The organism is Sphingobium sp. PNB, from assembly GCF_019873065.1.
Lineage (GTDB): Bacteria > Pseudomonadota > Alphaproteobacteria > Sphingomonadales > Sphingomonadaceae > Sphingobium > Sphingobium fuliginis.
Genome location: NZ_JAINEZ010000081.1, coordinates 1 through 24,446, shown reverse-complemented (window position 1 = coordinate 24,446; position 24,446 = coordinate 1). Strand labels below are relative to the sequence as shown.

Annotated in this window: 21 protein-coding genes and 1 pseudogene; 10 read left to right on the top strand and 12 right to left on the bottom strand. The window is 64.6% G+C overall.

Going from position 1 to position 24,446, the window contains the following annotated elements; all coding sequences use genetic code 11:
- Both K7W03_RS21270 and K7W03_RS28370 read left to right on the top strand, forming a co-directional pair.
- Nucleotides 1–140: transposase (locus K7W03_RS21270; RefSeq protein WP_222887253.1), on the top strand; the 140-nt coding region annotated here is incomplete at its 5' end.
- Nucleotides 141–373: 233 nt separating this feature from the next.
- Nucleotides 374–1,621, top strand: a pseudogene (locus tag K7W03_RS28370) (transposase); the annotation flags it as partial.
- Between the two features lie 640 nt (nt 1,622–2,261).
- Here K7W03_RS28370 and K7W03_RS21255 read toward each other — a convergent pair.
- Nucleotides 2,262–3,017, bottom strand: coding sequence for an SDR family oxidoreductase (locus K7W03_RS21255; RefSeq protein WP_222887252.1), 756 nt, complete (start codon nt 3,015–3,017; stop codon nt 2,262–2,264).
- A 134-nt stretch (nt 3,018–3,151) separates the two neighbouring features.
- Between K7W03_RS21255 and K7W03_RS21250 the strand changes: the two genes are divergently transcribed.
- Nucleotides 3,152–3,730 carry a TetR/AcrR family transcriptional regulator gene (locus K7W03_RS21250; RefSeq protein WP_319024329.1) on the top strand — a complete coding sequence of 193 codons (579 nt, stop codon included), beginning with the start codon at nt 3,152–3,154 and terminating at the stop codon, nt 3,728–3,730.
- A 352-nt stretch (nt 3,731–4,082) separates the two neighbouring features.
- On the top strand, nt 4,083–4,460 hold the full coding sequence (locus K7W03_RS21245) for a VOC family protein (protein WP_222887250.1): 378 nt from the start codon (nt 4,083–4,085) through the stop codon (nt 4,458–4,460).
- Between the two features lie 27 nt (nt 4,461–4,487).
- Here the strand turns inward: K7W03_RS21245 and K7W03_RS21240 are convergent, their stop codons facing one another.
- The 8 genes from K7W03_RS21240 to araD1 all read right to left on the bottom strand — a co-directional run bounded on the left by K7W03_RS21240 (nt 4,488) and on the right by araD1 (nt 15,561).
- Nucleotides 4,488–5,261, bottom strand: coding sequence for an alpha/beta fold hydrolase (locus K7W03_RS21240; protein ID WP_025550023.1), 774 nt, complete (start codon nt 5,259–5,261; stop codon nt 4,488–4,490).
- A 420-nt stretch (nt 5,262–5,681) separates the two neighbouring features.
- A complete protein-coding gene (locus tag K7W03_RS21235; protein ID WP_226870367.1) occupies nt 5,682–6,173 on the bottom strand; it encodes a hypothetical protein in 492 nt (163 codons plus the stop codon).
- A gap of 118 nt (nt 6,174–6,291) precedes the next feature.
- Entirely contained in the window at nt 6,292–9,117 is a 2,826-nt protein-coding gene (locus tag K7W03_RS21230; protein ID WP_222887249.1) for a TonB-dependent receptor, read from the bottom strand.
- Nucleotides 9,118–9,366: 249 nt separating this feature from the next.
- Entirely contained in the window at nt 9,367–10,788 is a 1,422-nt protein-coding gene (locus K7W03_RS21225) for a family 43 glycosylhydrolase (protein ID WP_222887248.1), read from the bottom strand.
- Nucleotides 10,789–10,907: 119 nt separating this feature from the next.
- Complete coding sequence (locus K7W03_RS21220; protein ID WP_222887247.1) at nt 10,908–11,915, bottom strand: arabinan endo-1,5-alpha-L-arabinosidase; 1,008 nt, start codon at nt 11,913–11,915, stop codon at nt 10,908–10,910.
- A gap of 131 nt (nt 11,916–12,046) precedes the next feature.
- Entirely contained in the window at nt 12,047–13,609 is a 1,563-nt protein-coding gene (locus K7W03_RS21215; RefSeq protein ID WP_222887246.1) for an alpha-N-arabinofuranosidase, read from the bottom strand.
- Nucleotides 13,610–13,637: 28 nt separating this feature from the next.
- On the bottom strand, nt 13,638–14,564 hold the full coding sequence (locus K7W03_RS21210; protein WP_222887245.1) for a Gfo/Idh/MocA family protein: 927 nt from the start codon (nt 14,562–14,564) through the stop codon (nt 13,638–13,640).
- Between the two features lie 4 nt (nt 14,565–14,568).
- Complete coding sequence (gene araD1 / locus K7W03_RS21205) at nt 14,569–15,561, bottom strand: AraD1 family protein (RefSeq protein ID WP_222887244.1); 993 nt, start codon at nt 15,559–15,561, stop codon at nt 14,569–14,571.
- A gap of 246 nt (nt 15,562–15,807) precedes the next feature.
- Here araD1 and K7W03_RS21200 point away from each other — a divergent pair, with 246 nt between their 5' ends.
- A complete protein-coding gene (locus K7W03_RS21200; RefSeq protein WP_025550030.1) occupies nt 15,808–16,572 on the top strand; it encodes a FadR/GntR family transcriptional regulator in 765 nt (254 codons plus the stop codon).
- Nucleotides 16,573–16,755: 183 nt separating this feature from the next.
- On the opposite strand, the gene K7W03_RS21195 is transcribed toward K7W03_RS21200, so the two are convergent.
- Entirely contained in the window at nt 16,756–18,060 is a 1,305-nt protein-coding gene (locus K7W03_RS21195) for a sugar MFS transporter (RefSeq protein ID WP_222887243.1), read from the bottom strand.
- Between the two features lie 175 nt (nt 18,061–18,235).
- Between K7W03_RS21195 and K7W03_RS21190 the strand changes: the two genes are divergently transcribed.
- Nucleotides 18,236–19,333, top strand: a complete 1,098-nt coding sequence (locus K7W03_RS21190; RefSeq protein ID WP_222887242.1) for an aldose epimerase family protein — start codon at nt 18,236–18,238, stop codon at nt 19,331–19,333.
- 13 nt (nt 19,334–19,346) lie between these two features.
- Complete coding sequence (locus K7W03_RS21185; RefSeq protein ID WP_222887241.1) at nt 19,347–20,204, top strand: SMP-30/gluconolactonase/LRE family protein; 858 nt, start codon at nt 19,347–19,349, stop codon at nt 20,202–20,204.
- Between the two features lie 188 nt (nt 20,205–20,392).
- Here the strand turns inward: K7W03_RS21185 and rdgB are convergent, their stop codons facing one another.
- Nucleotides 20,393–21,022, bottom strand: coding sequence for an RdgB/HAM1 family non-canonical purine NTP pyrophosphatase (gene rdgB, locus K7W03_RS21180; RefSeq protein ID WP_222887240.1), 630 nt, complete (start codon nt 21,020–21,022; stop codon nt 20,393–20,395).
- 48 nt (nt 21,023–21,070) lie between these two features.
- Complete coding sequence (rph, locus tag K7W03_RS21175; RefSeq protein WP_025550035.1) at nt 21,071–21,787, bottom strand: ribonuclease PH; 717 nt, start codon at nt 21,785–21,787, stop codon at nt 21,071–21,073.
- A 97-nt stretch (nt 21,788–21,884) separates the two neighbouring features.
- Between rph and K7W03_RS21170 the strand changes: the two genes are divergently transcribed.
- The 3 genes from K7W03_RS21170 to grpE are packed head-to-tail and all read left to right on the top strand — an operon-like array spanning nt 21,885 to nt 24,038.
- A complete protein-coding gene (locus K7W03_RS21170; RefSeq protein WP_044662732.1) occupies nt 21,885–22,400 on the top strand; it encodes a DUF6438 domain-containing protein in 516 nt (171 codons plus the stop codon).
- A gap of 43 nt (nt 22,401–22,443) precedes the next feature.
- On the top strand, nt 22,444–23,487 hold the full coding sequence (gene hrcA / locus K7W03_RS21165) for a heat-inducible transcriptional repressor HrcA (protein WP_044662731.1): 1,044 nt from the start codon (nt 22,444–22,446) through the stop codon (nt 23,485–23,487).
- On the top strand, nt 23,484–24,038 hold the full coding sequence (grpE, locus tag K7W03_RS21160; RefSeq protein ID WP_025547639.1) for a nucleotide exchange factor GrpE: 555 nt from the start codon (nt 23,484–23,486) through the stop codon (nt 24,036–24,038). Before hrcA ends, grpE begins: the two co-directional genes overlap by 4 nt.
- The last annotated feature ends 408 nt before the right edge of the window (nt 24,039–24,446 follow it).

Below are 24,446 nucleotides of genomic sequence, written 5' to 3'. Positions count from 1 at the left end.
CCTACAAACAGCGTTGGGGCATCGAGGGCTTCTTCGCCAAGCTCAAGCAGTGGCGCCGCATCGCAACACGCTATGACAAACTCGCTGCAAACTTCCTCGGTTTCGTCAAACTCGCCAGCATCATGCTCTGGCTCAAATGATTAAATCGTCACTACTGCCTAAAGGCTCTGCGCCACATAACGTAGCTCTTGAGAGCGTAATCCAGCCGCCGGGAAACTCGGCGATGAGGATTCGCTCCCGTTCAGGGTCGGTAGTGATGTTCGGACAGTCGTTCACCCCAAGAGGATCGTTCGTATGTCGCCGGGACATGAGTGGCCTGCAGCCGGTTTGGCGGACACCGAGATAAGGTGTTTTCACCTATCGGAGAGCAGGAATGCAGAGAAGGAAGTTCAGCCGCGAGTTCAAGCTTGAGGCGGTAAGATTGGTTCGGGAGCGGGGTGTCGCTGTTGCGCAGGCCGCCCGCGATCTGGATGTGCACGAGAATGTGCTGCGTAAATGGGTTCGGGAGTTATCTGCCGATCCGGTTCAGGCCTTTCCCGGCAATGGTCAGATGAAGCCGGAGCAGTTGGAGATAGAGCGGCTGCGCCGCGAAGTGGCCAAGCTGCAGGCGGAAAGAGACATATTAAAAAAAGCCGCCGCCTACTTCGCGAGGGACTCGATATGAGGTTCACTTTTATCGCGAAGCACCGAGGGATCTGGCCGGTGGCATGGATATGCGAGGCGCTCGGTGTTTCGCGAAGCGGCTTTCATGCCTGGCTGACGCGCGCGCCGTCGCAGCGGTCGCGCGATGATGAGGAGATCGGTGCTAGAGCAGATTCCGATCCGATTGCATCGGCTCGACTGCTCTAAGTTTTTGTTTTGTCGCGTTTTCCGATTCAGCAGATGATTCCATCTGCTTGGAAAACGCTCTAGGATCAGGGTCAGCCATATCGGCAGCTATCGCACCTATGGTGCGCGTCGGGTCTGGCACGACCTTCTCGCCGAAGGCTATCAATGTGGTCTGCACAAGATCGAGAGGCTGATGCGCGAACAGGGCCTTCGGGCGCGTCCGCGTCGTCGCGGGCTTCCCAAAGATCAGGGCGAGCGATCCGTCATTGCTGGCAATGTGCTGGATCGCCAGTTCACGGCCGACAGGCCCAACCAGAAATGGGTGGCGGACTTCACCTATATCTGGACCGCAGAAGGATGGCTCTACGTGGCCGCCGTCATCGACCTGTTCTCCCGCAGAGTAGTGGGCTGGTCGATGAGCGCCACCATGACAGCGCAGCTTGTCACGGATGCCCTCATCATGGCGATCTGGCGGCGCGGCAAGCCCGACGCCCTGCTGCATCACTCGGATCAGGGTAGCCAATATACGAGTGAGCAGTTCCAGCGGCTCATGGCCGACAATGGCGTCACCTGTTCGATGAGCAGGTCCGGCAACTGCTGGGACAATGCTGCCATGGAAAGCTTCTTCTCATCCCTCAAGACCGAGCGGATCGGAAAGAAGGTCTACCGATCGAGAGCCCAGGCCAAGGCAGACGTGTTCGATTATATCGAATGCTTCTACAACCCGACCCGGCGGCACTCGACCCTTGGCTATCTCAGTCCCATAGATTTCGAACGGGAAGCTGGTGTAGCCTAATTGAGCCTATCTCGGTGTCCGCCAAACCGGCTGCAGGCCAGTTTGATCCTTTCGACCTAAGATATAACAGGACGCGGCAGCGGAGACGAATTCCCCGTAAGCTGTGACAAAATTCCCTGTGGACAATTTAAGGAATTGGTCGCCGCCGAACCCGAAAATCCGGGCGATTGCTGCAGATGTGGAGGCGCTGAATATGCCCGTTTCACGATTTTCCCTGTATTTTCCCATTAGAATAGGGAATCGGCGAGCGAGACCGCTCCGGCGGAGACTGCGTCCTGCACCAAGGAAAACCGCCACTTTCTGCAAATTGCAGGAGGTGGCGTTTTACATCGGCAATCGCATCCGTGCTCATTGGGCCTCCGTCAGTACAAACGTCCCATCCAAGGCATGAATCGCTTCTCCGGCAAAATAAGAAACCCAAATCCCATAGGTCTCCAGAACACGCTGCGTTAAATTGGGCGCAGGTCGCGCGCTCCAGCTTTCTGTTGTCGCATCGCTTTAAGCCGAAAACCGGTTCCCACTTTTCTGCTCGATGCTCTCCCCGGCGGGTTCAGGAAGCGACCCCCGTCGACACGGGACGAGACAGGCCCTGCATTATGGCGATTGCGGGATCGCATCGAGGATCGTTCCAGACAGATCAGGCGTCTCTTGCCCAGGCGACGGCGTCGGCGCCGGCCGGAAGCACTGCCGGGCACTCCGGATCGGTCGCCGCGCGATAGACAGCGTCCGCCACATCCTGTCCGACCGTGACCGGACCGTTGGCGGCCTCCATGAGCGCGGCCAGCGTCTGCTGTGCATAATCGGCATAGGCCGCGGGGAAGCCGCCATCTTTCATCACCTGGCCCCGCGCCGTGTCGCCAAAGCTGGTCGAAGGCGCCATGCCGGGCATGACGATCCGCACCCTGATGCCGAACGGCGCAAGTTCGTGCGCGGCGGACTCGGTGAGCGCATTCATGGCCGCCTTGCTGGCGCGATAGACCGAGAGCAGCGGCAAAGGCTTGTAGAGCGAACTGGAGCTGACGTTCACTATCACGCCCGTGCGCCGCGCCCGCATTCCCGGCAACACCGCCTGCATCATCGCGATCGCGCCGAACAGGTTGGTCTCGAAGATGGCGCGCACCGTTTCCAGGGGGGTGCCCTCTACGGCATTGAGCCAGCCCACCCCGGCATTGTTCACCAGCACGTCGACCGGCCCCGCCTCCGCGACCGCCGCGGCGATGCTGCCCATATCCGTGACGTCGAGCGGCAATATGCGCAACCGGTCGGAGGCGGGCAGGGTGCTGGCTGCGGGATCGCGCATAGTGGCGACGACATTCCAGCCCTGGTTCAGGAAATGGAGGGCGGTGTCACGGCCGAAGCCGGTCGAACAGCCGGTGATGAGGACAGTGTTCATCGTGAAGCTCCTTGCGGGCGATCGTTGGAGCATTATAGATATGAATGATCCTTCAGTTTCGGTATTCGCATATGAACCGTCCGCCGCCAGCCTTGCTGAAACCTCGCAAAGCGCCGCAACAGGCGCGCTCCGCCGTGACTATCGAGGCGATTCACGTCGCGACCATTCAGGTTTTGCTCGCGGGCGGCGTGGGGCGGCTCACCACCACCCGTGTGGCGGCGCGCGCCGGCGTCTCTGTGGGGACGATGTACCAATATTATCCGCACAAGCAGGCGCTGCTCTTCGCCCTCGTTCAGCGGCAGTTCGACCTGATCGATACGGCGATGCGGGATGCGGCGGCGCGGCTGGCGGGATCGGACCTTGGGACGGTCGCGCACGGGGTGGCCACGGCATGGCTGGACGCGAAGATGGCTGACATGGTCGCCTCCCGCGCCATCTATGGCATCGCCGCCGAGTTCGACCTGTCGGAAATGATGAGCCGGGCGGCGCAACGCCTGACGCAGGTGATCGATACGCTGCTCGCCAATGCCCCGGATGCGCGGTTCGCCGACCGATCTTCTGCCGCCTTCATGCTCGCGGCCCTTCTGGGCGGCTCGGTGCGGGTCGTCATGGAGGCTGAGCCATCCGAAGAGAATTTCGCCCGGCTGCGCTGTGAATTGCCCCGAGCTTGCCACGCCTATCTCGTGGCCGCGAGTCATGGCGCCTTGGCATAGACATGCCGGTCATGAAGATCCGATCATGAAGATCCGACGGGGGCGCTAAACGACCGATCTGGGGTCGATGACCGAACTGGCAGGCGCCCAAGACGCTCGACCTGCTGGTACTGCCATGTTCATATTGGAACTTTCATCCGTTTCGGACGGCGGGTCGTGGCGTCATCCCCTCATTCGCGTGCAGCCGGCGGCGTGACGCTGCCTTCACGTTCGCCACAGGGTGAGCATCATGACCGATATGAGGGCGCTTGACTGAAGCGGTGCGTCCGGATTCAGGGGCCCGCCAAAGACCGGTTGCGCATCATCGCTCTTCCACGGATGGATGGAGGTTCAGCGAACGGGAGGCTTCGGCATGGGCGTCTTAGCATATTGCACAGTTGGTTCGAACGATCTCGCCGGTGCAAAGGCCTTCTATGACGCGCTGCTTGCGGTGGTCGGGCTTGCGCCTTTGTTCGAGCATCCATCTGGAGGTCGTGTGTATGGGCGAGATGGTTCCTTCAGCTTCGCGGTTCTTGGACCCTATGACGGGCAGCCAGCAACGGTGGGGAATGGATCGATGGTCGCCTTCTGCTTTGATCGGCGCGACGAGGTGGACGCTTTTCATCGGCGCGCCCTCGCATTGGGTGGCGCAACCGAGGGCGGGCCCGATGTGCGCGGCCCGGGATGGTACTTCGCCTACCGCCGCGACCTCGATGGCAATAAGCTGTGCGCCTATTGCCTTGAGCCTTAGGCTTTCCCATGCCCGCCGGCACCCGGGTCAGGCCGGCCCCGCCGCCTCGCGGATCAGATCCGCAACGGCGCGGGGGTGGGAGATCAGCGACACATGGCTCGACTTCAGCTCGATCGTCTTTGCGTTCATGCGCTTCGCCATGAAGCGCTGGAGGTTGGGGTCGATCGTGCGATCTTCCGTCGAGACCGCATAATAGCTGGGCTTGCTGCGCCACGCCGCGTTCGTCGTGCGGCCCGCGAGCAGTTCCCTGTGGAACGGCCACTGGACGGCAAAGAGCGCCCGCGCCCTGGCCTCCGGAAGGTCGCCCGCGAAATCGCGGAGGAAGGCCGCTTCGGTCAATCGCCCCTCATCCCCGTCGAAGACGATGCCGGCGCTGGCCGGCGGCGTCGGAAATGTCTTCGCCAGCGCGCCATAATCCTCGCCCGCGTCGGGCGCGCGGGCGGCGACATAGACGAGGGCGGAGACATGGGGGTGCATGCCCGCTTCGGTGACGATCATCCCGGAAAAGCTGTGCCCGGCGAGGACGGTCGGCCCATCCTGACGATCCAGCACGCGCCGCGCCGCAGCCACCGCATCGGGCAATGTCGTCAGCGGGTTCTGGACTGCGGTGACGTTGAGCCCGTGGGCCTGCAACAGGGGGATCACCTCCGACCAGGACGAGCCATCGGCGAACAGGCCGTGCACCAGCACGATGTTGCGCGCCTTCGTCTTTGCGACGGTCTGGGCGAATGCGTTGGCGGAGGCGGCGACGGCTCCGGCGATAAGGGCGGTCTGCATGAATGTACGACGATCGACGGTCACTATGCCGTTCCTTTCTGGAATATAGGGTCATCGTGCAACTTGTGCTGCTTCCGGGGCCGGCTGAATGGCGCACATTCTGGTTGTGGAAGCCGGAAAGAAGGAAACGGCCTTGAAGCACTATGCCGATCGGCCGCCGATGGAAAGACGCATGCTTGTGTAACGGCTTCCTTGTGGAGCAGGCGCGGCAGTGCCGGACGCGGCCAGCGCTCTTGAACGCCATGGCGCGGGCCCGGTTCGCAGGGGCGACCGCAACATTGCATGTCGCGCCTCTGCAGCCCCTTTAGGCTCAGGACCCATTACTTCGAGGCGCCATTTCGGCGTCCCGCGAGAATTTGACCAAAATGGCCCAGTGCTGCGTCGGCAGGCTGGAAATATCGACATATTCCTGCGCCTCGCCTTCTTGCCCAGAGCCATTTTGCCTCAAACCTCGACCCCGCCAGTAATAGGTCCTGAGCCTAGATAACGGCCCCAGACGCTGTCGGCCATATAGTCGGTGAAGCGGCGGTCATTGCCGCCGCTGGCATACATGAAGTTCAGATAATCGTCGGCATAGCGCCGGTCGTTCAGCCAGCGCCCCTCCGCCAGATGAAAGCCGGTGGCGTCGTTCAGGCTGGCATAGGGATGCCGCTGCCAGTCGACATCGTCCAGGAATTCGGTGGAGATGAAGCCTTCTTCCCCCAGGTCACGCTGATGCGCGCGGAAGAGGGACCAGCGATAATGATAGACGGCGTCTATCCGGGGATCGGCGGACTCGAAGAAGGGAATGCGCTGCTCGTACCAGGGGGCATCGTTGCCGAAGCGCTGTACGGCGATGCGGTGCCTGTCCATCCCCGGCCGCGACGGGGGCTGGGAAGCGGCGGCGGCCCCCAACAGCGCCGCGCCCGCCAGCAGGACCTTCATCGAAGCATGCATCTCTCACCCTCCCATGACCGCAAAGGATATGGCGGCCGGCCCGGGAATGGAGAGGGGTCCCGGACCGGCCGCCATGGGAATGGAATGCGGTGAGGAGACACCGCATCCCATCGGGCACTCACTTGAAGGTGTAGCGGACGCCGAGCGCGAAGGTGCGCGCCAGCAGGGTCGTGCCAAGATTATATTGCTCGGGACCGCCGACATCCTCGAACTTGTAATAGGTCTGCTGCTTGGACTTGGTGAGGTTCACCGCGTCGAAAGTCACGCCCAGACGGTCGTTGACGTTCCAGGTGAGCTGGAAGTCCAGGCTCTTTTCCGGGTTGCGCCAAACGCCGATCGGGTTGGCGAACAGGCGGGCTTCGTTGTTCGCCAGGAACTCCTTGCGCCAGATATAGGACAGGCGGGCGCCGATCGGGCCGTTGTCATAGGCGAGCGTGGCGTTGTAGCTGAGGTCCGACACGCCGAAGAAGGACGAGGTCGCCTGACCGGTGACATTGCCCGCAGCATCCGTCTGCGGAATGTTCTGCTTGGAATCCAGCACCGTCACGCTGCCCACGAAGCCCAGCCCGTCCAGCGGACCCGGCAGATAGCTCGGGAAATAGGTGAGCCCCAGTTCCAGGCCCTTGAGCACGCCGTTGGAGGCGTTGACCGGCCGGGTGATGGCGAAATTGTTCGTCGCGCCCGCGACGATGCCGTTGTTGGGGATGAATTCCATCACCGTCAGCGGCACCACCAGCCCGTTGATCTCGCGGCGGAAGCCCGTCAGCGTGATCGCGCTGTTGCGTTCGAAATACCATTCGATCGCGGCGTCGAAATTCTTCGAATGGGTGGGCTTCAGCGTCGCCGTGCCCGCCGTGCCGCTGCCATAGCCGACATTGGTGAGGTCGCCGGTCAGCGAATAATTGGGGTTGATGTCGCTGAAGTTCGGGCGTCGCAGCGTTTCGCCATAGTTGAAGCGCAGGCGCAGATTGTCCAAAATCTCGTAGCGCGCGGTGAAGCTGGGCAGGAAGCGATCCGAACCCGAAGAGACGCGGGTCTGCGCGCCGCTATTGTAGCGGTCGAAGAAATCATAGTCGGTGTCGACCGTGACGTAGCGGACACCGGCCTGCAGCTTCAGCGGGCGGCCGAAGATCGACAGTTCGCCATCGGCCTGCACATAGGCGGCGATGGTGCTTTCATCGATGTCGAACACCCTCTGGAGCGAGAGCTGGTCGGATGTCCTGAGGCCGTAGAGGCCGCGCACCGTGTCCGCATTGTCGTGAAGCCAGTAGCCGTTCGCGAGCGTCCAGCTCGTCGGCACGTCGGCGCGGCCCTGGTAGAAGTCCGAATTGGTGAAGGCTGCGCCTTCGCCCAGCCCCGCCAGCGTGGTCGCGGCCAGCGGCGCGCCGGCGTCCTGGGTGCGCACGGCGGTCGACGCCTTGCGCTGGTCGATGCGGATGCCTGCCTTGATCTGGCGCAGGAAGCCTTCGTCCCAGGTGTAATAGCCGTCGAGCGTGCCGGTGATGGCGCTGCCCTTGTCCCGGTTCGCATTGTCGTAGAGCTGTGCGACGTTCCAGATGCCGGTGTCGTTCAGCAGGCTGTCGTCACTGAAATGATAGGACGGTATGCCGCCCCCGGCGTTGAAATCCGTGGTGATCTGGCTGGCGACGCGGTCCGTGCGCATCGCGATGAAGGAGGTCTTCACCTTGCTGGTCTGATAGGCGATGTCGCCGACGATCTTGCCGCGGTCGCCCAGGTCCCACTTGCCGTTCAGCGCATAGACGAAGCTGTCGGTCGAGGTCTTGGTGAAGTCGCCGCTGTTGAAGCCGTAGACATTGTTGGCGACGCGCGACTTGACGATGTTGGTGCCGTCATAGAGCGTCGGCGCCTGCGGATTGTCCCAGAAGTCGACGAAGCTGAACTGCAGGCTGTTGAAGGTCTCGCCCCGGAAGCCGGCGTAGAAGACCTCGGCCGTATAGACCGAGCTGCTGTTGGGCGCCCATTGCAGCGCGACATTGAAGGACGGACGTTCCCGCTTGCCGTAAAGGTCGGAGCTGAACACCGCGTCGCGCGACAGATAATAGGGGGTTTCGACGCCGTTGACGAGCATGGTGGAGCCGTTCGCCGTGGGCAGGCCGCGGTCCAGGCCGGGGTCCCACGCGCCGAGGGCGGGGGCGACGACGAACTGGCCGGTGATCGGGTCGCGCCCGGCGGGGAAGATGCGCTGGAACGGCGTCAGGCCGGTGCCCGTCGCCGGGTCCATCGTCGCGAACGGCACGAAGGCGCCCGCCGTCACGGTCTGGTCGCGATATTTGGTGCGGCTGTAGCTGCCGTTCACCAGCAGGCCGATGTCGCCGATGCCCGTTTCCCAGCGGTCGCTGACCAGCAGCGCGACGTTCGGGTTATAGCTGTCGGCCTGTTCATTGTAGATGCCGCGGGCAAGGCCGGAAATGGCGAAGCCGTCGAAATCGAAGGGACGACGGGTTTCGACATTGACCTGTCCGGCAAGGCCGGTCTCGATCTGGTCGGCGGAGCGGGTCTTGAACACATCGACGCGCTTTACGAGGTTGGCGGACACGTCCTGCAACGCGAAAGCCTGGCCGGCGGCGGTGAAGATGTTGCGTCCGTTGAGCGTGGTCAGCGCATCGGGCAGCCCGCGGATGGAGATCGCCGCCGCTTCGCCGCCGGTGCGGTTGGTCACCTGGATGCCGGTGACGCGCTGGAGCGCTTCGACGACGTTGTTGTCCGGCAGCTTGCCGACATCCTCCGCGACGATCGAGTCGACGATCTGGGTCGATTCCTTGCGGACGTTCAGCGCGCCCACGATCGAGGCGCGGACGCCCGTGACGATGATGTCGTTGGCCTCTTCATCCTGCGGCGCTGCTGCGGATTGGGCATGGGCCGTGCCCGCCAACATGAGCGCGAGCAGGGATGCAGACGTGAAAGCGAGCGGCTTCAAAGCCATGTTTGATCCTCCCCTTGGAGATGCGAGCGCCTTGGGCGCCATGAATTACTCGGACTAATTATTTCTCGGAGTAATAGAAGGCAAGAGGGAATTTGCACCGCCGCTCGCGAAAAAATTTTCCCTAGTGACAAATATGTCTCATTCGAAAAACCGGCGCTTTTCTGCGGTTTCCGGCGAAAAGAAAAAGCCGCCTCCGAAATGGGGAGGCGGCTTTTTATCCTTTTATTTGTCGGACTTGGAGGCTGGGTTTCAGTCCGCGATCCACCGTGCCGTAGCGTCGCGGCTGCCCGCGAGGCGGATTTCCTTCCCGACCGCCGCAAGAGCCTTGCCCGTGACCGCGATGGACACGAAGCGGACCGTGTTCGACCTGTCGTCGGAGAATCGGACGAACTGGCTGCGCATGGCGAAATCGGCGCTGCGATCATCGCGGGCGAGGGTGACGGAGCCGTCCTTGCCGGCCAAAAGATAATGGTCTGGCAGCAGAATGGGGGAAAGCATGATGCTCTGCGGCCCGGCGCGTCCGGCGGTCTGGCGGAACTGGGTCGCGGGCAGCGAAGGATTGCCGGCGATCAGGCGGGTGCCGTCATGGGCCAGCAGCGCCCTGGGATCGACGGCGGAGGCGAAACGCTCGGGCAGCGGGCCGTTGCCGACGGGCACGCCGAAGTCGGGCGTGCCGTCCGCCTTGTAATAGAGGCGCTGGACGCGCGTATGGCGGTCCGGATTGAACAGCGGGTCGCCCTTGATCGCTTCATAGTCGCGGCCATGATAGACCAATATGTCGCGGCCCTTCTCATCCACGGTGAAGCTGTTGTGGCCCGGCCCGTACACGCTGGTCTCCCGGCAGCTGGTGAAGACCGGCTGCTGCGATTTCACCCAGGCATCGGGGTCCATGATGTCCGCATCCTCCGGCGCGGTCAGCAGGCCCAGGCAATAGCGCGCGTCGGTGGCGCTGGCCGAATAGGTCATGAACAGCCGGCCGTTGCGGTGAAGGACGGCGGGCGCCTCCGCCACCTTGTAGCCGCCTGTTTCCCAGTCGAGCGTCGGGATCGTGAGGCGCGTCGCCCTGGCCGCCAGCTTCAGCGGCGACGCCAGCGGGGCGATATAGAGGTTGGAATTGGTCTCGATCCCCGGTTCGCGCTGGGCCCAGGCGAAGTAGCGCCTGCCCTTGTGCACGAAGCTGGTGGAATCGCGGTTGAAGCTGTCCCACGGCGCCTGGAACTGGCCGAGCAGCTTCCATCGGCCGGTCATCGGATCGGGACCGTCGCAGACGATGGCATAGGTGCGGATGCGGAACACGTCCTCGCCGCCGCCGCTGGGGCCTGCGGCGAAATACATGGTCCAGCGCCCGTCGATCTGGTGCAGTTCGGGCGCCCAGATGAAGCCGGACAGCGGGCCTGTCTTCTCATGCCGCCAAAGGACGGCTTCCTCCGCGGTGGCGAGGCCCGCCAGCGTCTTGGACCGGCGCAGGACCAGCCGGTCATATTCGGGGACGGAACCGGTGAGGTAATAATGGCCGTCCTCATGACGGAAGACCTGCGCGTCCGCGCGTTGCTTGACCAACGGGTTGAGGGGGGCGGGGGCAGGGACTTCGGCCTTGGTGCGCGCGATCAGCGGCGTTGCCGACAGTGCGGCTGTCCCGGCAAGGAACAGGCGGCGATCGATTGGATTCATGAAAAGCTCTCCTCTTGGGTCGCCCTTGCCCTTCCCACCGCCCTTGGGGGCGGACCCCCTCTCTCCCGGCGGGAGAGGGAGGGAGACGCGAAGCGCCGGAAGGGGGGAGGGCGACGGGGTCAATATTCAGCCACCGGCCAGCCGTCCGCGCCCCAGCGGACCGGCGCGATCCGCAGGGTGGGGGCGCCGTTCGCCTGCTTGTCATAGGCATGATAGACGACATAGTCCGTACCGTCCCGGTCGTGCAGCCAGCCCGCATGGCCCGGCCCGCGCCAGCGTTGCTGCTCCTGAAGGTCGGCGCGCAGGAAGATGGTGCCGCCGCCCTGCATCATCGAACTGCCGTCCTTGCCCAGATAGGGGCCGGTGATCGCCCTGGACCGGCCGATCACCGTATAATAGGTGCTGTTCACGCCCTTGCAGCAATAATCATAGGACGCCATCAGCCAGTAATAGCCGCCATGGTCGACGATGAAGGGCGCCTCCACCGGTGCCGGGCCGCCTGTGGGCGCGGGGCGGCGGGCGATGGCATGGGGTTTCGCCTTGGGGTCTTTGGGTTTGCCGGTTTTCGGGTCCAGCGCGAACAGCTTGATGCCTGTCCAGAAGCTGCCCAGCGCCAGCCAGTGGCGACCCTCCCGGTCAACGATGAAATTGGGATCGATGGCGTTGAAGTCGTCCGTGCTGGTCGACATCACCACCAGCCCTTCGTCGCGCCAGCCGTAATTCTTCGCCTTGGGATCGAGCGTCGGGCTGGTCGCCAGCCCGATGGCCGAGCGGTTGGAGCCGAAGGTGGAGACGGAATAATAAAGCCGGTAGCGGCCGTTCACGAAGCTGATGTCGGGCGCCCACATGCCGTTGCTGCCGGGGATCGCCTTCGTCGCCCAGCCGGGCAGGGCGGTGAAGACGGGATCGCCGGCGGTCCAGTGGACCAGGTCCTTCGATGTGCGCGTTTCGATCAGGCGCTGGCCGTGGCCGGTGCTGAAGACATGATAGCTGTCGCCTTCGCGGATGATGACCGGATCGTGGGTCGGCGTCAGGTCGCCGGTCAGGCGGCTGTTGAGGGTGGCGGCGGGTTGCTGGGCCCAGGCCTGGCCAGCAGCCGCCAGCAGCGCGAGGCCCATGAGTTTCATAATAATCTGCCGCGCCATATAGGCTGTCTCCGATAATGGTTCTGGGCGCAACGTGCTTCTGCGCAGGAACACGGCACAGCTAAAAAGGATGGAGCGGACGGCGATTCCACCCTCCGTCCGCTCCAAGGGCTTCATTGCAGGTCGAGCACGACCACGGACCGGGGCGGCAGCGCCACCGTCAGCGTGCCGCCGCTCACCTGCGCGCCGGTGAAGGCGGCGGGCTTCACCACCTCCGGCGCGTCGAAGCTGTTGTGCGAATTGATCGCGGGGGCGGTCAGGATGCGGCCCGACACATTGGCGGCGTTCAGCCCGTCCAGCTTCACCGTCACCATATTGGTCTGGCTGGGATCGAGGTTGGAAAGGCCGACATGGACCTTGCCGTCCCTGGCCCGCACCGCCGATCCGCTGACCGCCGGCATGACGAACCTGTCCTTGTTGTACCAGGGCGTGTCGATGTCGATCGGCAGCACCGTCGCATCCTGCCAGGGCTTGTACATTTCGAAGACATGATAGGTGGGGGTGAGCACCATCTTCCTGCCTTCGGTCAGGATCATCGCCTGCAACACATTCACCATCTGCGCGATGGCGCTCATGCGCACCCGGTCGGCATGTTTGGCGAAGATGTCGAGATGGATCGACGCGATCAGCGCATCGCGCAGCGTATTCTGTTGCCGCAGGAAACCGGGATGCGTGCCGGGGTCCTGCGCGTACCAGGCGCCCCATTCGTCTACCGCCAGGAATATCCGCTTCTGCGGATCATATTTGTCCATGATCGCGCTGTGCTTCGTGATCAGCTCGTCCATGCGCATCGCGCCGGCCAGCGCGTCGGCCCAGCCGGTCTCGTCGAAGTCGACGGCGGGAGCGCGGGGCGGCCAGCCGCCCGCGGGGTGGACATAATAATGCAGCGAAAGGCCGTCCAGACGATCGGCCGCCACCCGCATCATCGTCTCGGTCCAGTTGTAATCGTCGACATTGGCCCCGGCCGCGACCTTCAGGATCCGGGTGCCCGCCGGCGCCTTGATGAAGGTGGCGTAGCGGCGCGTCTCGTCCGCCGCGAATTCCGGCCGCATATTGCCGCCGCAACCCCACAGTTCGTTGCCCACGCCGAAATAGGGGACCGACCATGGCTCCTTATGCCCGTTCTTCGCGCGCAGATCGGCCAGGCTGCCGGCGGGTGCGGTCATATATTCCACCCACTCGGCCATTTCCTGCGGGCTGCCATTGCCGACATTGCCGGCGATATAGGCCTGTGCGCCGACCTGCCGCAGCAGTTCGAAAAATTCATGCGTGCCGACCGAATTGGGCTCGGTCACGCCGCCCCAATGGGTATTGACCTTGACCGGGCGGTCCTTCTTCGGCCCGATCCCCTCCCGCCAATGATATTCGTCCGCAAAGCAGCCGCCGGGCCAGCGAATGATCGGCACCGACAGGTTACGCAGCGCGGCCACCACATCGTTGCGGAAGCCGTTGGTGTTGGGGATGGACCTGTCGTTGCCGACCCACAGGCCGCCATAGATGCCATTGCCCAGATGCTCCGCGAACTGGGTGAAGATCGCCTTGTCATAGGTCGCGCCGGGCTTGTCGGCATGGATGGTCGCCATGGTCGGCCTGCCGCCGGTCTGCGCATGCGCGCCGGTGAGCGCTGTGGCGCAGAGCAGAAGCGCGGCAGTGGTGCGGCGCAGGGCCTTGATCATTCCTCTCTCCCTATGTCCAGGCATGTGTTCAGTCGTGAAATGCTGCGGTGGTCTGGCGCTTGCCGCGCAGGAAGGCGTCGGCAACCAGCCGCAAGGGCGCGGTGTCCACATCGCTGCGTCCGCCCCGGATCAGCGCGGCGAAGCGGCGGTAGAGGCCCGCATATTCGATGTCCTCGCCATGCTCCGTACCGCCGGGCAGGTGCAGCACGGCGCCGCCCTGGCTGAGCTTCAGCATGCCCGCGTCGGTTTCGACCATGATGTCCCAGCTTTGCGGGCCGGTCTGGCGCCAGTCGAGGTCCATGTGGATCGCCGCGCCGCCGGTGTCCCGAAAGGCGATGTCGGCGGCAATCGGCGCGGCGCGGTTTTCCGGCAGCACCAGCGTGGCGTCCTTCAGGAAGAAGGGGCGCGGCAGGATATGGGTGACGATGGAGAGCGCGTTGATCCCCGGATCGAACACGCCAAGCCCGCCCGGTTCCCAGATCCACGCCTGACCCGGATGCCAGACGCGCACATCTTCGCGCCAGACGATGGACACCTTGTCGATCCGCCGCTCGGCCAGCCAAGCGCGGGCCGGAGCCACCCCGGCGGCAAAGCGCGAATGCCAGGCCGCGAACAGGCTGACGCCGGCCTTGTCCGCCTCCGCTTCGAGCGCGGCGACTTCGGCCAATGTCGCGCCGGGGGGCTTCTCAAGGAACAGATGGATGCCCCTGCCGATCGCCTGCGACGCCAGCGCATGGCGGACCTGCGGCGGGGTGCAGAGGGCGATCGCATCGACCGCCGGCCCCTCCGCCAGCAGGGTGTCGAGGCTGGCATGATGCGGCACGCCCTCAAGTCCCGCATCCTGCGGGCTGACCGTCGCGGCCAGGCTGAAGGCGCCATTGCCCCGGATCGCGGGGACATGCTGGTCCCGCGCGATCTTGCCGATGCCGACGATGGCGATGCGGATGGGGTCCATGGGCCTAGAGGACCTTCACCGTCACCTCGACCGGCGCCGCGCGCTTCAGCGGGTTGCGCACGGGCAGGGTGAAGGGCGCGGCGATGATCTCGAACACGTCGCCTTCCTGCGTCTGCACGCCGTCGGCGAAGGAAAGCGTGGCCGTGCCGAAAAAGTGGACATGCACGTCGCCGGGGCGACGAAACAGGTCATATTTGAAATGATGATGTTCGAGATTGGTCAGACTGTGCGACATATTGCCTTCGCCCGAGAGGAAGGGCTTTTCCCACAGCACCTCGCCGTTCCGCAGGATGCGGCTGCTGCCTTCGATATGTTCCGGCGCGGGGCCGACCAGCAGTTCCGGGCCAAGCGACGCCTGACGCAGCTTGCTATGGGCGAGCCAGAGATAATTGTGCCGCTCCGTCACATGGTCGCTGAACTCGTTGGCGAGCGCGAGGCCGAGGCGATAGGGCCGGCCGTCGGGGCCGATGATGTAGATGCCGGCGATCTCCGGCTCCTCTCCGCCATCCCGTGCGAAGGCGGGCATGGTCAGCGGATCGGTCGGCCCCACCAGTTGGGACCCGTCGCCCTTGTAGAACCATTCAGGCTGCTGCCCGACCGCGCCGGGGGCGGGCTTCCCGCCTTCCAGCCCTTCCAGGAACATGCGCATGCTGTCCGTCTGCTTTTCGGCGGCGGCGGCTTCGCGGTGCATCTTGTCGCGGCCTTCGGCGGAACCGAGATGGGTGAGGCCCGTGCCGGTCAGTTGCACATGGGCCGCGTCCTCATGGTCGATCGGCGCGATCAGGCGGCCGGCTTCGAACTCGGCGGCGATGTCGACGGCATCGCCCTTCGGCGCCGCGGCGACGATCTGCGCCAGCGAAAGACCCTTGGCGATGGCGTCCAGCGCCAGCGCGCGGATGCTTTCCACCCCGAGGAGGAAATGCGCCTCGCTGTCCTGCGCGGCGATAACCGAACGCCCCCCATTGCCCGAACGGTGTTGCAACAGGCGCAAATTCATGAACGATCTCCTCCCGCGCGCCTTTCCCGGCGCTCGCAAACGTCATCTAAAGGTCGAATTGTCAGTCATTTCATCGGCGCGAGACTGGCGCGTGGCGGCCTAGCTGCCCTGAAGTTCGAAAGTCGGGGCTTTATCCGCCATGTGAATCTCCTTATTACTCCGACATATTACAGCTAGTCGTAGAAGGCAATGATTGTGTTTCGCCTTGGCTGATGGACTGCTAAGGAAGGAGCCGGAGGAGCATGAATGGCTGAAGAAAAGCGGCTCTTGAAGGGGGCTGAAGAGGGCGAAGGGGGCGCATCGAAAGAGGCGCGGGGTCCCGGAAGGCGTCTGCATGGCGCCATCGCGCACAAGCTGGGAACGGCGATCTTGTCCGGCCAATATGCGCCGGGCGACGTCCTGTCCGGCGAAGTCGCCTTTGCCGAGGAACTGGAAGTGTCGCGCAGCGCCTATCGCGAGGCGATACAGGTGCTGACCGCCAAGGGGCTGGTGGAAAGCCGGCCCAAGGCGGGGACGCGCGTGCTGCCGCGCAACCGATGGAACCTGCTCGATCCCGAGGTGCTGGCCTGGGCCTTCGCCGGGGAACCCGACGTTCAGTTCGTGCGCGACCTGTTCGAACTGCGCGCCATCGTCGAGCCCGCGGCGGCGCGGCTGGCGGCGCAGCGGCGGACCAGGGAGGACATCAAGCTGATGAAGGACGCGCTGGCCGCGATGCGCCGCCACACGCTGGCGACAGAGGCCGGGCGCGCGGCGGATCGCGATTTCCATAATGCGATCCTGAATTCAACGCGCAACGATGCGCTGCAGACGCTGTCTGCCAGCATCGGCGCGGCGGTCAACTGGACCACCCAGTTCAAGCAGCGGGCGCGCGCCTTGCCGCGCAACCCGATTCCGGACCATGTGCGGGTGTTCGACGCCATTGCGGCAGGCGATGCGGCCGCGGCGGCGGAGGCGATGGGCGTGCTGGTCGATCTGGCGCTGGAGGATACGGCGAGCGCGATGACGCGGTGATTCGCATCCTCACCTGCGCGAAGCGCGGTGGGCGGGAAGCACGCGCAGGTCGTGCCATTTTCGCTTGCGCCAGCCTTTGGCCGGCTTTCCTTCCAATCCCGATGGCGAGGATGAAAAAAAGGCCGGAACGGGACGTCCCGCTCCGGCCTTTTCCGGTTTCGAGGCTTGCGACCCTCGGCTCCGTCACCCGATCTGCTGATCGGGCAGCGCATGGGTCGGCTTTGATCCCCATAGCGCATAGAACAGGATGTAAAGTTCGCAGACCGCGGTCAGCAGGAAGCTGGTCTGCAAACCGAAACGGTCGGCCAGATAGCCCTGCACCACCACCAGCGCGCCACCCGCGATCGCCATGATCAGCAGGCCCGATCCTTCTTCGGTCAGCGGCCCCAGCCCCTTGATGCCGAGGGTGAAGATGGTCGGGAACATGATCGAGTGGAACAGGCCCACCAGGATCAGCGACCACATCGCCACCTCCCCATGGGCGAAGACGGTGACCATCATCACGATGAAGGCGCCGATGGAGAAGGCGGCCAGCACCTTGCCCGCGTCGAACCGCTGCATGATCGCGGAGCCGGCGAACCGGCCGACCATCATGCCGCCCCAGAGGAAGGTCAGGTAACGGCCCGCCTGTTCATGGGTGAGGTTGGCGATGTGGGGCTGGCTGACGAAGTTCACGAACAGGTTGGCGACGCCGATTTCCGCGATCAGGTAGATGAAGATCGCCGGAACGCCCAACACCAGGTTGCGATGTGCCCACAGCGAATGCTTCTTCCGCTCCTCCTTGGCGAGGCGGGTGGCCGACGCGCCCATGGCGGGCAGCGGGAAGCGCGCGATCACGACGGCCAGCACCACCAGCACCACGGCCACCAGGCCGTAGGGCAGGATCACCGACTGGGCATCGGCCAGCCGTTCCGCCTGCGTCAGCACGACATCGCCCTGGGCGGTGCCGCCCTTCGACCGGCCGAGGATCAGATAGGCCCCGAACATCGGCGCCAGCATCGTGCCCGCCGAGTTCATCGCCTGCACCAGGTTCAGGCGCGAGGAGGCGGTTTCCGGCTTGCCGACCACCGCGACATAGGGATTGGCCGCGACCTGGAGCAGGGTGATGCCGCTGGCGATCACGAACAGCATGAGCAGCGTCACGCCATAGGAGGGGATGGACGCCGCCAGCATCATGCCCAGCGCGCCCGCCGCCATGATCAGCAGCCCCGTCACCAGCGACTTCTGGTAGCCGATGCGTTCGATCAGCTTGGCCGAGGGAATGGAAGCGACGAAATAGGCGATGAACCAAACCGATTCGATCAGCGTCGTCTGGGTGTAGCTCAGCTCGAACACGCTGCGCAGATGCGGCAGCAGCGTATTGTTGATGACGGTGATGAAGCCCCACATGAAAAAGAGGCTGGCCAGCAACGTCAGGGCAGGGCCGTAGCGCGTGCCCGGATTATGGGCCGCGGCGGGCGCCGCGGTTGAGGAAATGGGTCCTGCCATTCATCCTTCTCCGGAAGAGTCGAAAAGGAGCGCCGCCGGAACAGGGTTGCGCCCGATTATTTTGTAGGAGTATATCCCCTCCAACGACGCGTCAATGGCGTCCGGGAGGAACTGCATGCGAAAGGCCTTTATGAACAGAACGGTTTTGGCAACGTTGTCATACGGTGCCGTCCTGATGATGACAAGCACGGCGGCACTGGCGGCGGAGGCCAGTCGCGCCACCGCCGGCACGCTGGCCGACGGCACGGCGATCGAGGCGATCACGCTGAAGAATGCACGGGGCGTGTCGGCCACCATCCTGACCTATGGCGCGACCTTGCAGAAGCTGGAGGGGCCGGACCGCAACGGCAAGATCGCGGACGTGCTGCTCGGCTATGACGATCTTGCCGGCTATGTCGACCGTCCCAATTATTTCGGCGTGACCGTGGGCCGCTACGCCAACAGGATCGCGGGCGGCAAATTCACGCTGGACGGCAAGAGCTATCAATTGCCGCTCAATGACAAGGTCAATTCGCTGCATGGCGGGGGCAAGGGCTTCGACAAGCAGGCGTGGAACGTCGTTTCGCTGAAGAGCGGGCCGACCGCCACGCTGGTCCTGTCCCTCACCAGCCCGGACGGCGACGCCGGTTATCCCGGCAAGCTCGACACCACCGTCACCTATACGCTGGACGAGGCGGGCAATCTGGGCATTGCCTTCGACGCGAAGACCAGCAGGCCGACCATCGTCAACATGACCAACCATGCGATCTTCAACCTGGCGGGCGAGGGAGCGGCCGACAGCGCACTGGGGCATCTGCTGACCATTCCGGCCAGGGCCTTCACGCCCGTGGACGCCAATCTGATCCCGACCGGCGAACTCAAGCCGGTGGAAGGCACGGTGTTCGATTTCCGCATGCCGCGCCGCGTGGCGGATGGCATTCGCGACGGCCGCGACGCGCAGATCGTCGCCGGGCGCGGCTACGACCATAATTTCGCGCTGGACAAGGGTGCGACCAGGGCCCCCGAACTGGCCGCGCGCCTGGAAGACCCGGCGTCGGGCCGCGTGCTCGACGTGCTGACGACGGAGCCCGGCGTGCAATTCTACACCGGCAATTTCCTGGACGGGACGCTGATCGGCAAGCAGGGCCATCTCTACCGCATGGGCGACGGCATCGCGCTGGAGCCGCAGAAATTCCCCGACTCGCCCAACCAGCCGAAATTCCTGTCGGCGCGGGTGGACCCCGGCAAGCCCTATCATCACCAGATGATCTACCGCCTGTCCGTCAAGCGCTGAAGGAACATCCGGCATGGGTGAATGGCGCAAGGTCGACCGCGACATAAGCGATGCGCTGGGGGAGGGGACGCTATGGTCCGCCCGTGAGAATGCGGTCTATTGGACCGACATACTCGCGCCCGCGCTCAACCGCCTGTCGCTGGACGACGGCGCCATCCAGCGCTGGGCCATGCCCGAACCGATCGGCTGGGTGGCCGAGCGGGCGGGCGGGGGCTTCATCGGCGGCTTCCAGAGCGGCTTCGCCCGGATCTCGCTCGATCCGCTGGTCATCGAGCCGATAGGCGATCCCGAACCGCATCTGCCCGGCAGCCGCATGAACGATGGCAAGGCCGATGCGAGCGGCGCCATCTGGTGCGGCACGATGGACATGGCGGAGGAGCAGGATGTGGGCGCGCTCTACCGGCTCGATCCCGATGGACGCTGGGCGGTGATGGACGGGGGCTATCGCGTGCCCAACGGCCCGGCCTTTTCCGCCCGCGGGCACTGGCTTTATCACAGCGATACGGCCAGGCGGCAGATATATCGCTTCGCCCGCACGGCCGAAGGCGGCCTGGCGGATCGCCGGCCCTTCATCCGCCTTGCCGAGGAGGATGGCTATCCCGACGGCATGACCGTCGATGCGGACGGGCATCTGTGGGTAGCCCATTGGGGCGGCGGGCGGATCAGCCGCTTCACGCCCGGGGGCAAGCTCGACCGCTCGATCGCGCTGCCCGCCAGGCAGGTGACGAACATCTGCTTCGCCGGGGACAAGCTGGACCGGATGTTCGTCAGTTCCGCGGCGACCGGCCTGCCGGAAAGCGACTATGACGGTGCGTTTTTCGAAGTCTTCCCCGGCGTCCGGGGGGTGCCGACGAACCTCTATGCGGGATGAGGGACAAGCCGGGATCGGCTGCTACTGGCCGATCGCCGGCTTCATGCATGCCCTGCTCCTGCGATGGCGGGAGCCGGTCAAGGCGATGAGATCATCCACAGGGCCCAGCCCCGGGCTTCCAAGAGCCGCCCGTCTCGTCCAGCAGCCTTCGCGGCAGCATGGCAGCCGAATTGGGCGGAAGGCGCTCCTTAAAAAACCGCCGCCACCAATTGCGCGAACGCATCGGCGCGGTGGCTCATGCCATGCTTCTTCTCCGGGTCCATCTCGCCGAAGCTGATGCCATGACCATGCGGCTGGAAGATCGGATCATAGCCGAAGCCCCTGTCGCCCCGGGGCGGCCAGGTGATCGTGCCGTCGACGCGGCCTTCGAACGCCTCCACATGGCCGTCGGGCCAGGCCAGCGCCAGGGCGCAGACGAAATGCGCGTCATGACCCGCTTCCGGCCCCTTCGCCTGGATATTGTCCCAGACGAGCTGCATGGCGAGGCCGAAATCCTTGGCCGGGCCGGCCCAGCGGGCGGAGAAGATGCCCGGATCGCCGTTCAGCGCCTCCACGCACAGGCCGCTGTCGTCGGCCAGCGCGGGCAGGCCGGAAAGATCCGCCGCCTGCATCGCCTTCAGTTCCGCATTGGCGATGAAGGTCGTGCCGGTCTCCTCCGGCTCGGGCAGGTCCAGCGCCGCTGCGGACACCGTCTCTATGCCATAGGGCGCCAGCAATTCGCCGATTTCCCGCACTTTGCCGGGATTATGGCTGGCGATCACCAGTCGTCCCGGACCCAGCTTGCGGATCGCCTGTTCCTGCCCGAATTCATCGCTCATTCCGTCATCCCATATCCCACGCGCCCCGAAAACGAACGGAAGGAAGAATTATCTCCCGGTCGCCTTGTCCTGTGCCGCGAAAATCCGCGCGCAGCCTATGCGGGCAAGGCGCAGCAGGCGCAGCAGTTCCTCCTCGTCATAGGTCGCGCCCTCGGCGGTCGCCTGCACCTCCGCGAACTTGCCGTCGCCCGTCAGGATCAGGTTGGCGTCCGCCTCCGCATTGCTGTCCTCGGCATAGTCCAGATCCAGCACCGGGGTGCCGTTATAGATACCGCAGCTTATCGCCGCGACCTTCTGCACGATGGGGTCTTCGGTGAGGGCGCCCGATGCCAGCAGCTTGTCGATGGCGATGCGCAGCGCCACCCAGCTTCCCGAAATGGCGGCGGTGCGGGTGCCGCCATCGGCCTGGATCACGTCGCAGTCGACGACGATCTGCCGCTCGCCCAGTTTCTGGAGGTCGACCACGGCGCGCAGCGACCGGCCGATGAGGCGCTGGATTTCCTGGGTGCGGCCCGACTGCTTGCCCTTGGCGGCCTCGCGGCTGCCGCGGGTGTGGGTGGCGCGGGGCAGCATGCCATATTCCGCCGTGACCCAGCCCGACCCCTTGCCGCGCAGGAAGGGGGGCACCTTCTCCTCGATCGAGGCGGTGCAGAGGACCCGCGTGTCACCGAAGCTGACCAGGCAGCTCCCCTCGGCATGGATGGTGAAGCCGGGTTCCATGGTGATGTCGCGCATCTGGTCGGGCGCACGGCCGGAAGGACGCATAAATATTCTACTCCGAAGCGTTGTGTCGAGCGGGCTTAGCGTCGGGCGGCCCATCATGCCAGTGGCGATGAACCCGAAAGATGCTAGAGAGCGGCCTATGGTGACGAAAGCACTATCGATTTTGGCGGCCACTGTCCTGCTGGGCGGCTGTGCCATGGAACAGGCGGAGCTGGAAAAGCCGACCCTGGCCGGCGATACCATCAGATTTTCCGCCGGTCCCTGTTTCGGCGCCTGCCCCAGCTACAGCCTGCGCGTGACGCCGGACGGGTCCGGGCTGATCGAGCCGCAGCGTTTCACCGCCATTCCCGGCCCGACCCGTTTCACGGTGACGCCGGCGCAATATCGCCGCTTCCGCGCCGCGCTGGCGCAGTTTCGGCCCGCGCAGGGCACGGTCAGGCGAATCGGCCAGGGGGAAAATTGCGTCCGCTTCGCCACGGACATGCCCGGCTATGTGATAGAATGGACCCGGGGCGAAGCGCCACCCACCCGGCTGGAGTTCCAGTCAGGCTGCATGGATGCGGGCTATGGCAAGCTGCGCGCCACCATCGCGTCGATCCCCAGCATGCTCGACGTCGCCGCCATGGTGAAGCCGACGACGGCGAAGGGCCGGTGACGACGGGCTTGAGCCGGGACCGATGCTTGCCTAGATAAAGGCCATGGCGGTCACCCCGATCACCGAACTTAACGAGCGTGCGCGTGACGTTTTCCGTCTGGTGGTCGAGAGCTATCTCGGCACCGGGCTGCCCGTTGGCTCGCGCACGATCAGCAAGATGGCGTCGCTCAGCCTGTCGCCCGCCTCCATCCGCAATGTGATGCAGGATCTGGAGGAACTGGGCCTGCTTGCCGCGCCGCACACCTCCGCCGGACGGATGCCGACGGAAACCGGCCTCAGGCTGTTCGTCGACGGCATGATGCAGGCCGCGGAGCCTTCGGTCGAGGAACGGCGCGCGATCGAGGCCGGGATCAGCGAAGGCGGCCCGATAGAGGAGGCGCTGTCGGCCGCGACCGCTGCGCTGTCCGGCCTCTCGGCCTGCGCCGGCATCGTGATGGTGCCCAAGCGGGAGCCGGTGCTGCGGCAGTTCGGCTTCGTGCCCCTGAATGAACGGCAGGCGCTGGCTGTGCTGGTGGGGCAGGACGGTTCCATCGAGAATCGCGTCGTGGACCTTCCGGTGGGCGTGACGCCGATGATGCTGAACGAGGCCGCCAACTTCATGTCGGCGCGCTTCGGCGGCATGACGCTGGCGCAGGCGCGCGAGGCCCTCCGGCGCGAGGTGGAGGGAGACCGGAACGCGCTTCAGGGCGCGGCGGGGGAACTGGTGGCGAGGGGTATCGCCCTGTGGTCGCAGGATGCCGACGACCGCCCGGTGCTGATCGTGCGCGGTCAGGCGCATCTGCTGGATGACGGCACAGCCGCCGATCTGGAGCGGGTGAGGCAATTGCTGGAACAGCTTGAAGGCAAGCAGGAGATTTCCCGGCTGCTGGAAAGTGCGCTGGCGGGCAGCGCGACCAAAATCTTCATCGGTTCGGAAAACAAGCTCTTTTCCCTGTCGGGTTCTTCGGTCATAGCCGCGCCTTACCGCAGCGGTGACGGCCGGGTGGTGGGCGTGGTCGGGGTAATCGGCCCCACGCGCTTGAACTATGCGCGGGTGATCCCCATGGTGGACTTCACCGCACAGACGCTGTCGAGATTGATGAGATGAGCGAAGACAAGCAGAATATCGAAAATACCGAAGTCGTGGACGAACTGCCCGAGGATGCGTCGCCCGCCGGCGACGCGGCGGCGGAACGGATCGCGAGCCTTGAAAACGAGCTGGCGACCGCGAAGCAGGAGGTGCTCTACGCCCATGCGGAAGCGCAGAATGTGCGGCGGCGGCTGGAAAAGGAACTGGCCGACGCACGCGCCTATGCCGCGACGGCCTTTGCCCGCGACATGCTGTCGGTGGCGGACAATCTGGGCCGCGCGCTTCAGGCGATCCCCGCCGACCTGCGCGAGGATGAGAAGTTCAAGGGCCTGGTCGCCGGGCTTGAAGCCACCGGGCGGGAACTGGAGGCGGTGTTCGGCCGCAACGGCATTGAGAAGCTGGTGTCGGTCGGCCAGCCGCTGGACCCCAACAAGCATCAGGCGATGATGGAAGTACCCTCCGCCGATGCCGAGCCGGGTACGGTGCTGGTGGAGATGCAGGCAGGCTATACGATCAAGGACCGGTTGCTGCGCCCGGCGCTGGTCAGCGTGGCGAAGAAACCGGACTGATCGGTTGCACCTGAAGCATGCAAGGGCTCGCTGGACCACCGTCCGGCGGGCCTTTTTCGTTCACGGGCCCGCGCGGTCCGCCGGCGGAACCGCGCCGGGATGGCCGGGTCAAGCTTGAGCCGGATTCAGGCACTGGTGGGGCGGAAGCCTGGCCCTGATTTTGGGGGGAGTTCCCGCCATAGCCCTGATCCGCGATAAAGATATATCGCAACTCTTGACGTTCGATCTTTTTAAGATATATCTCAAACTATCAAGAAACAGTTGAGAGAATCATCCATGCATTTTCATCATCGCGCTCGCGGGCACCACGGTTTTGGCCATGACCGCATGTTCGGACCGGACGGCCGCGAACCCGGCGGCTTTGGCGGTCGCTTCGGGGATGGTCCGTTCGGCGGCGGCCGGGGCGGG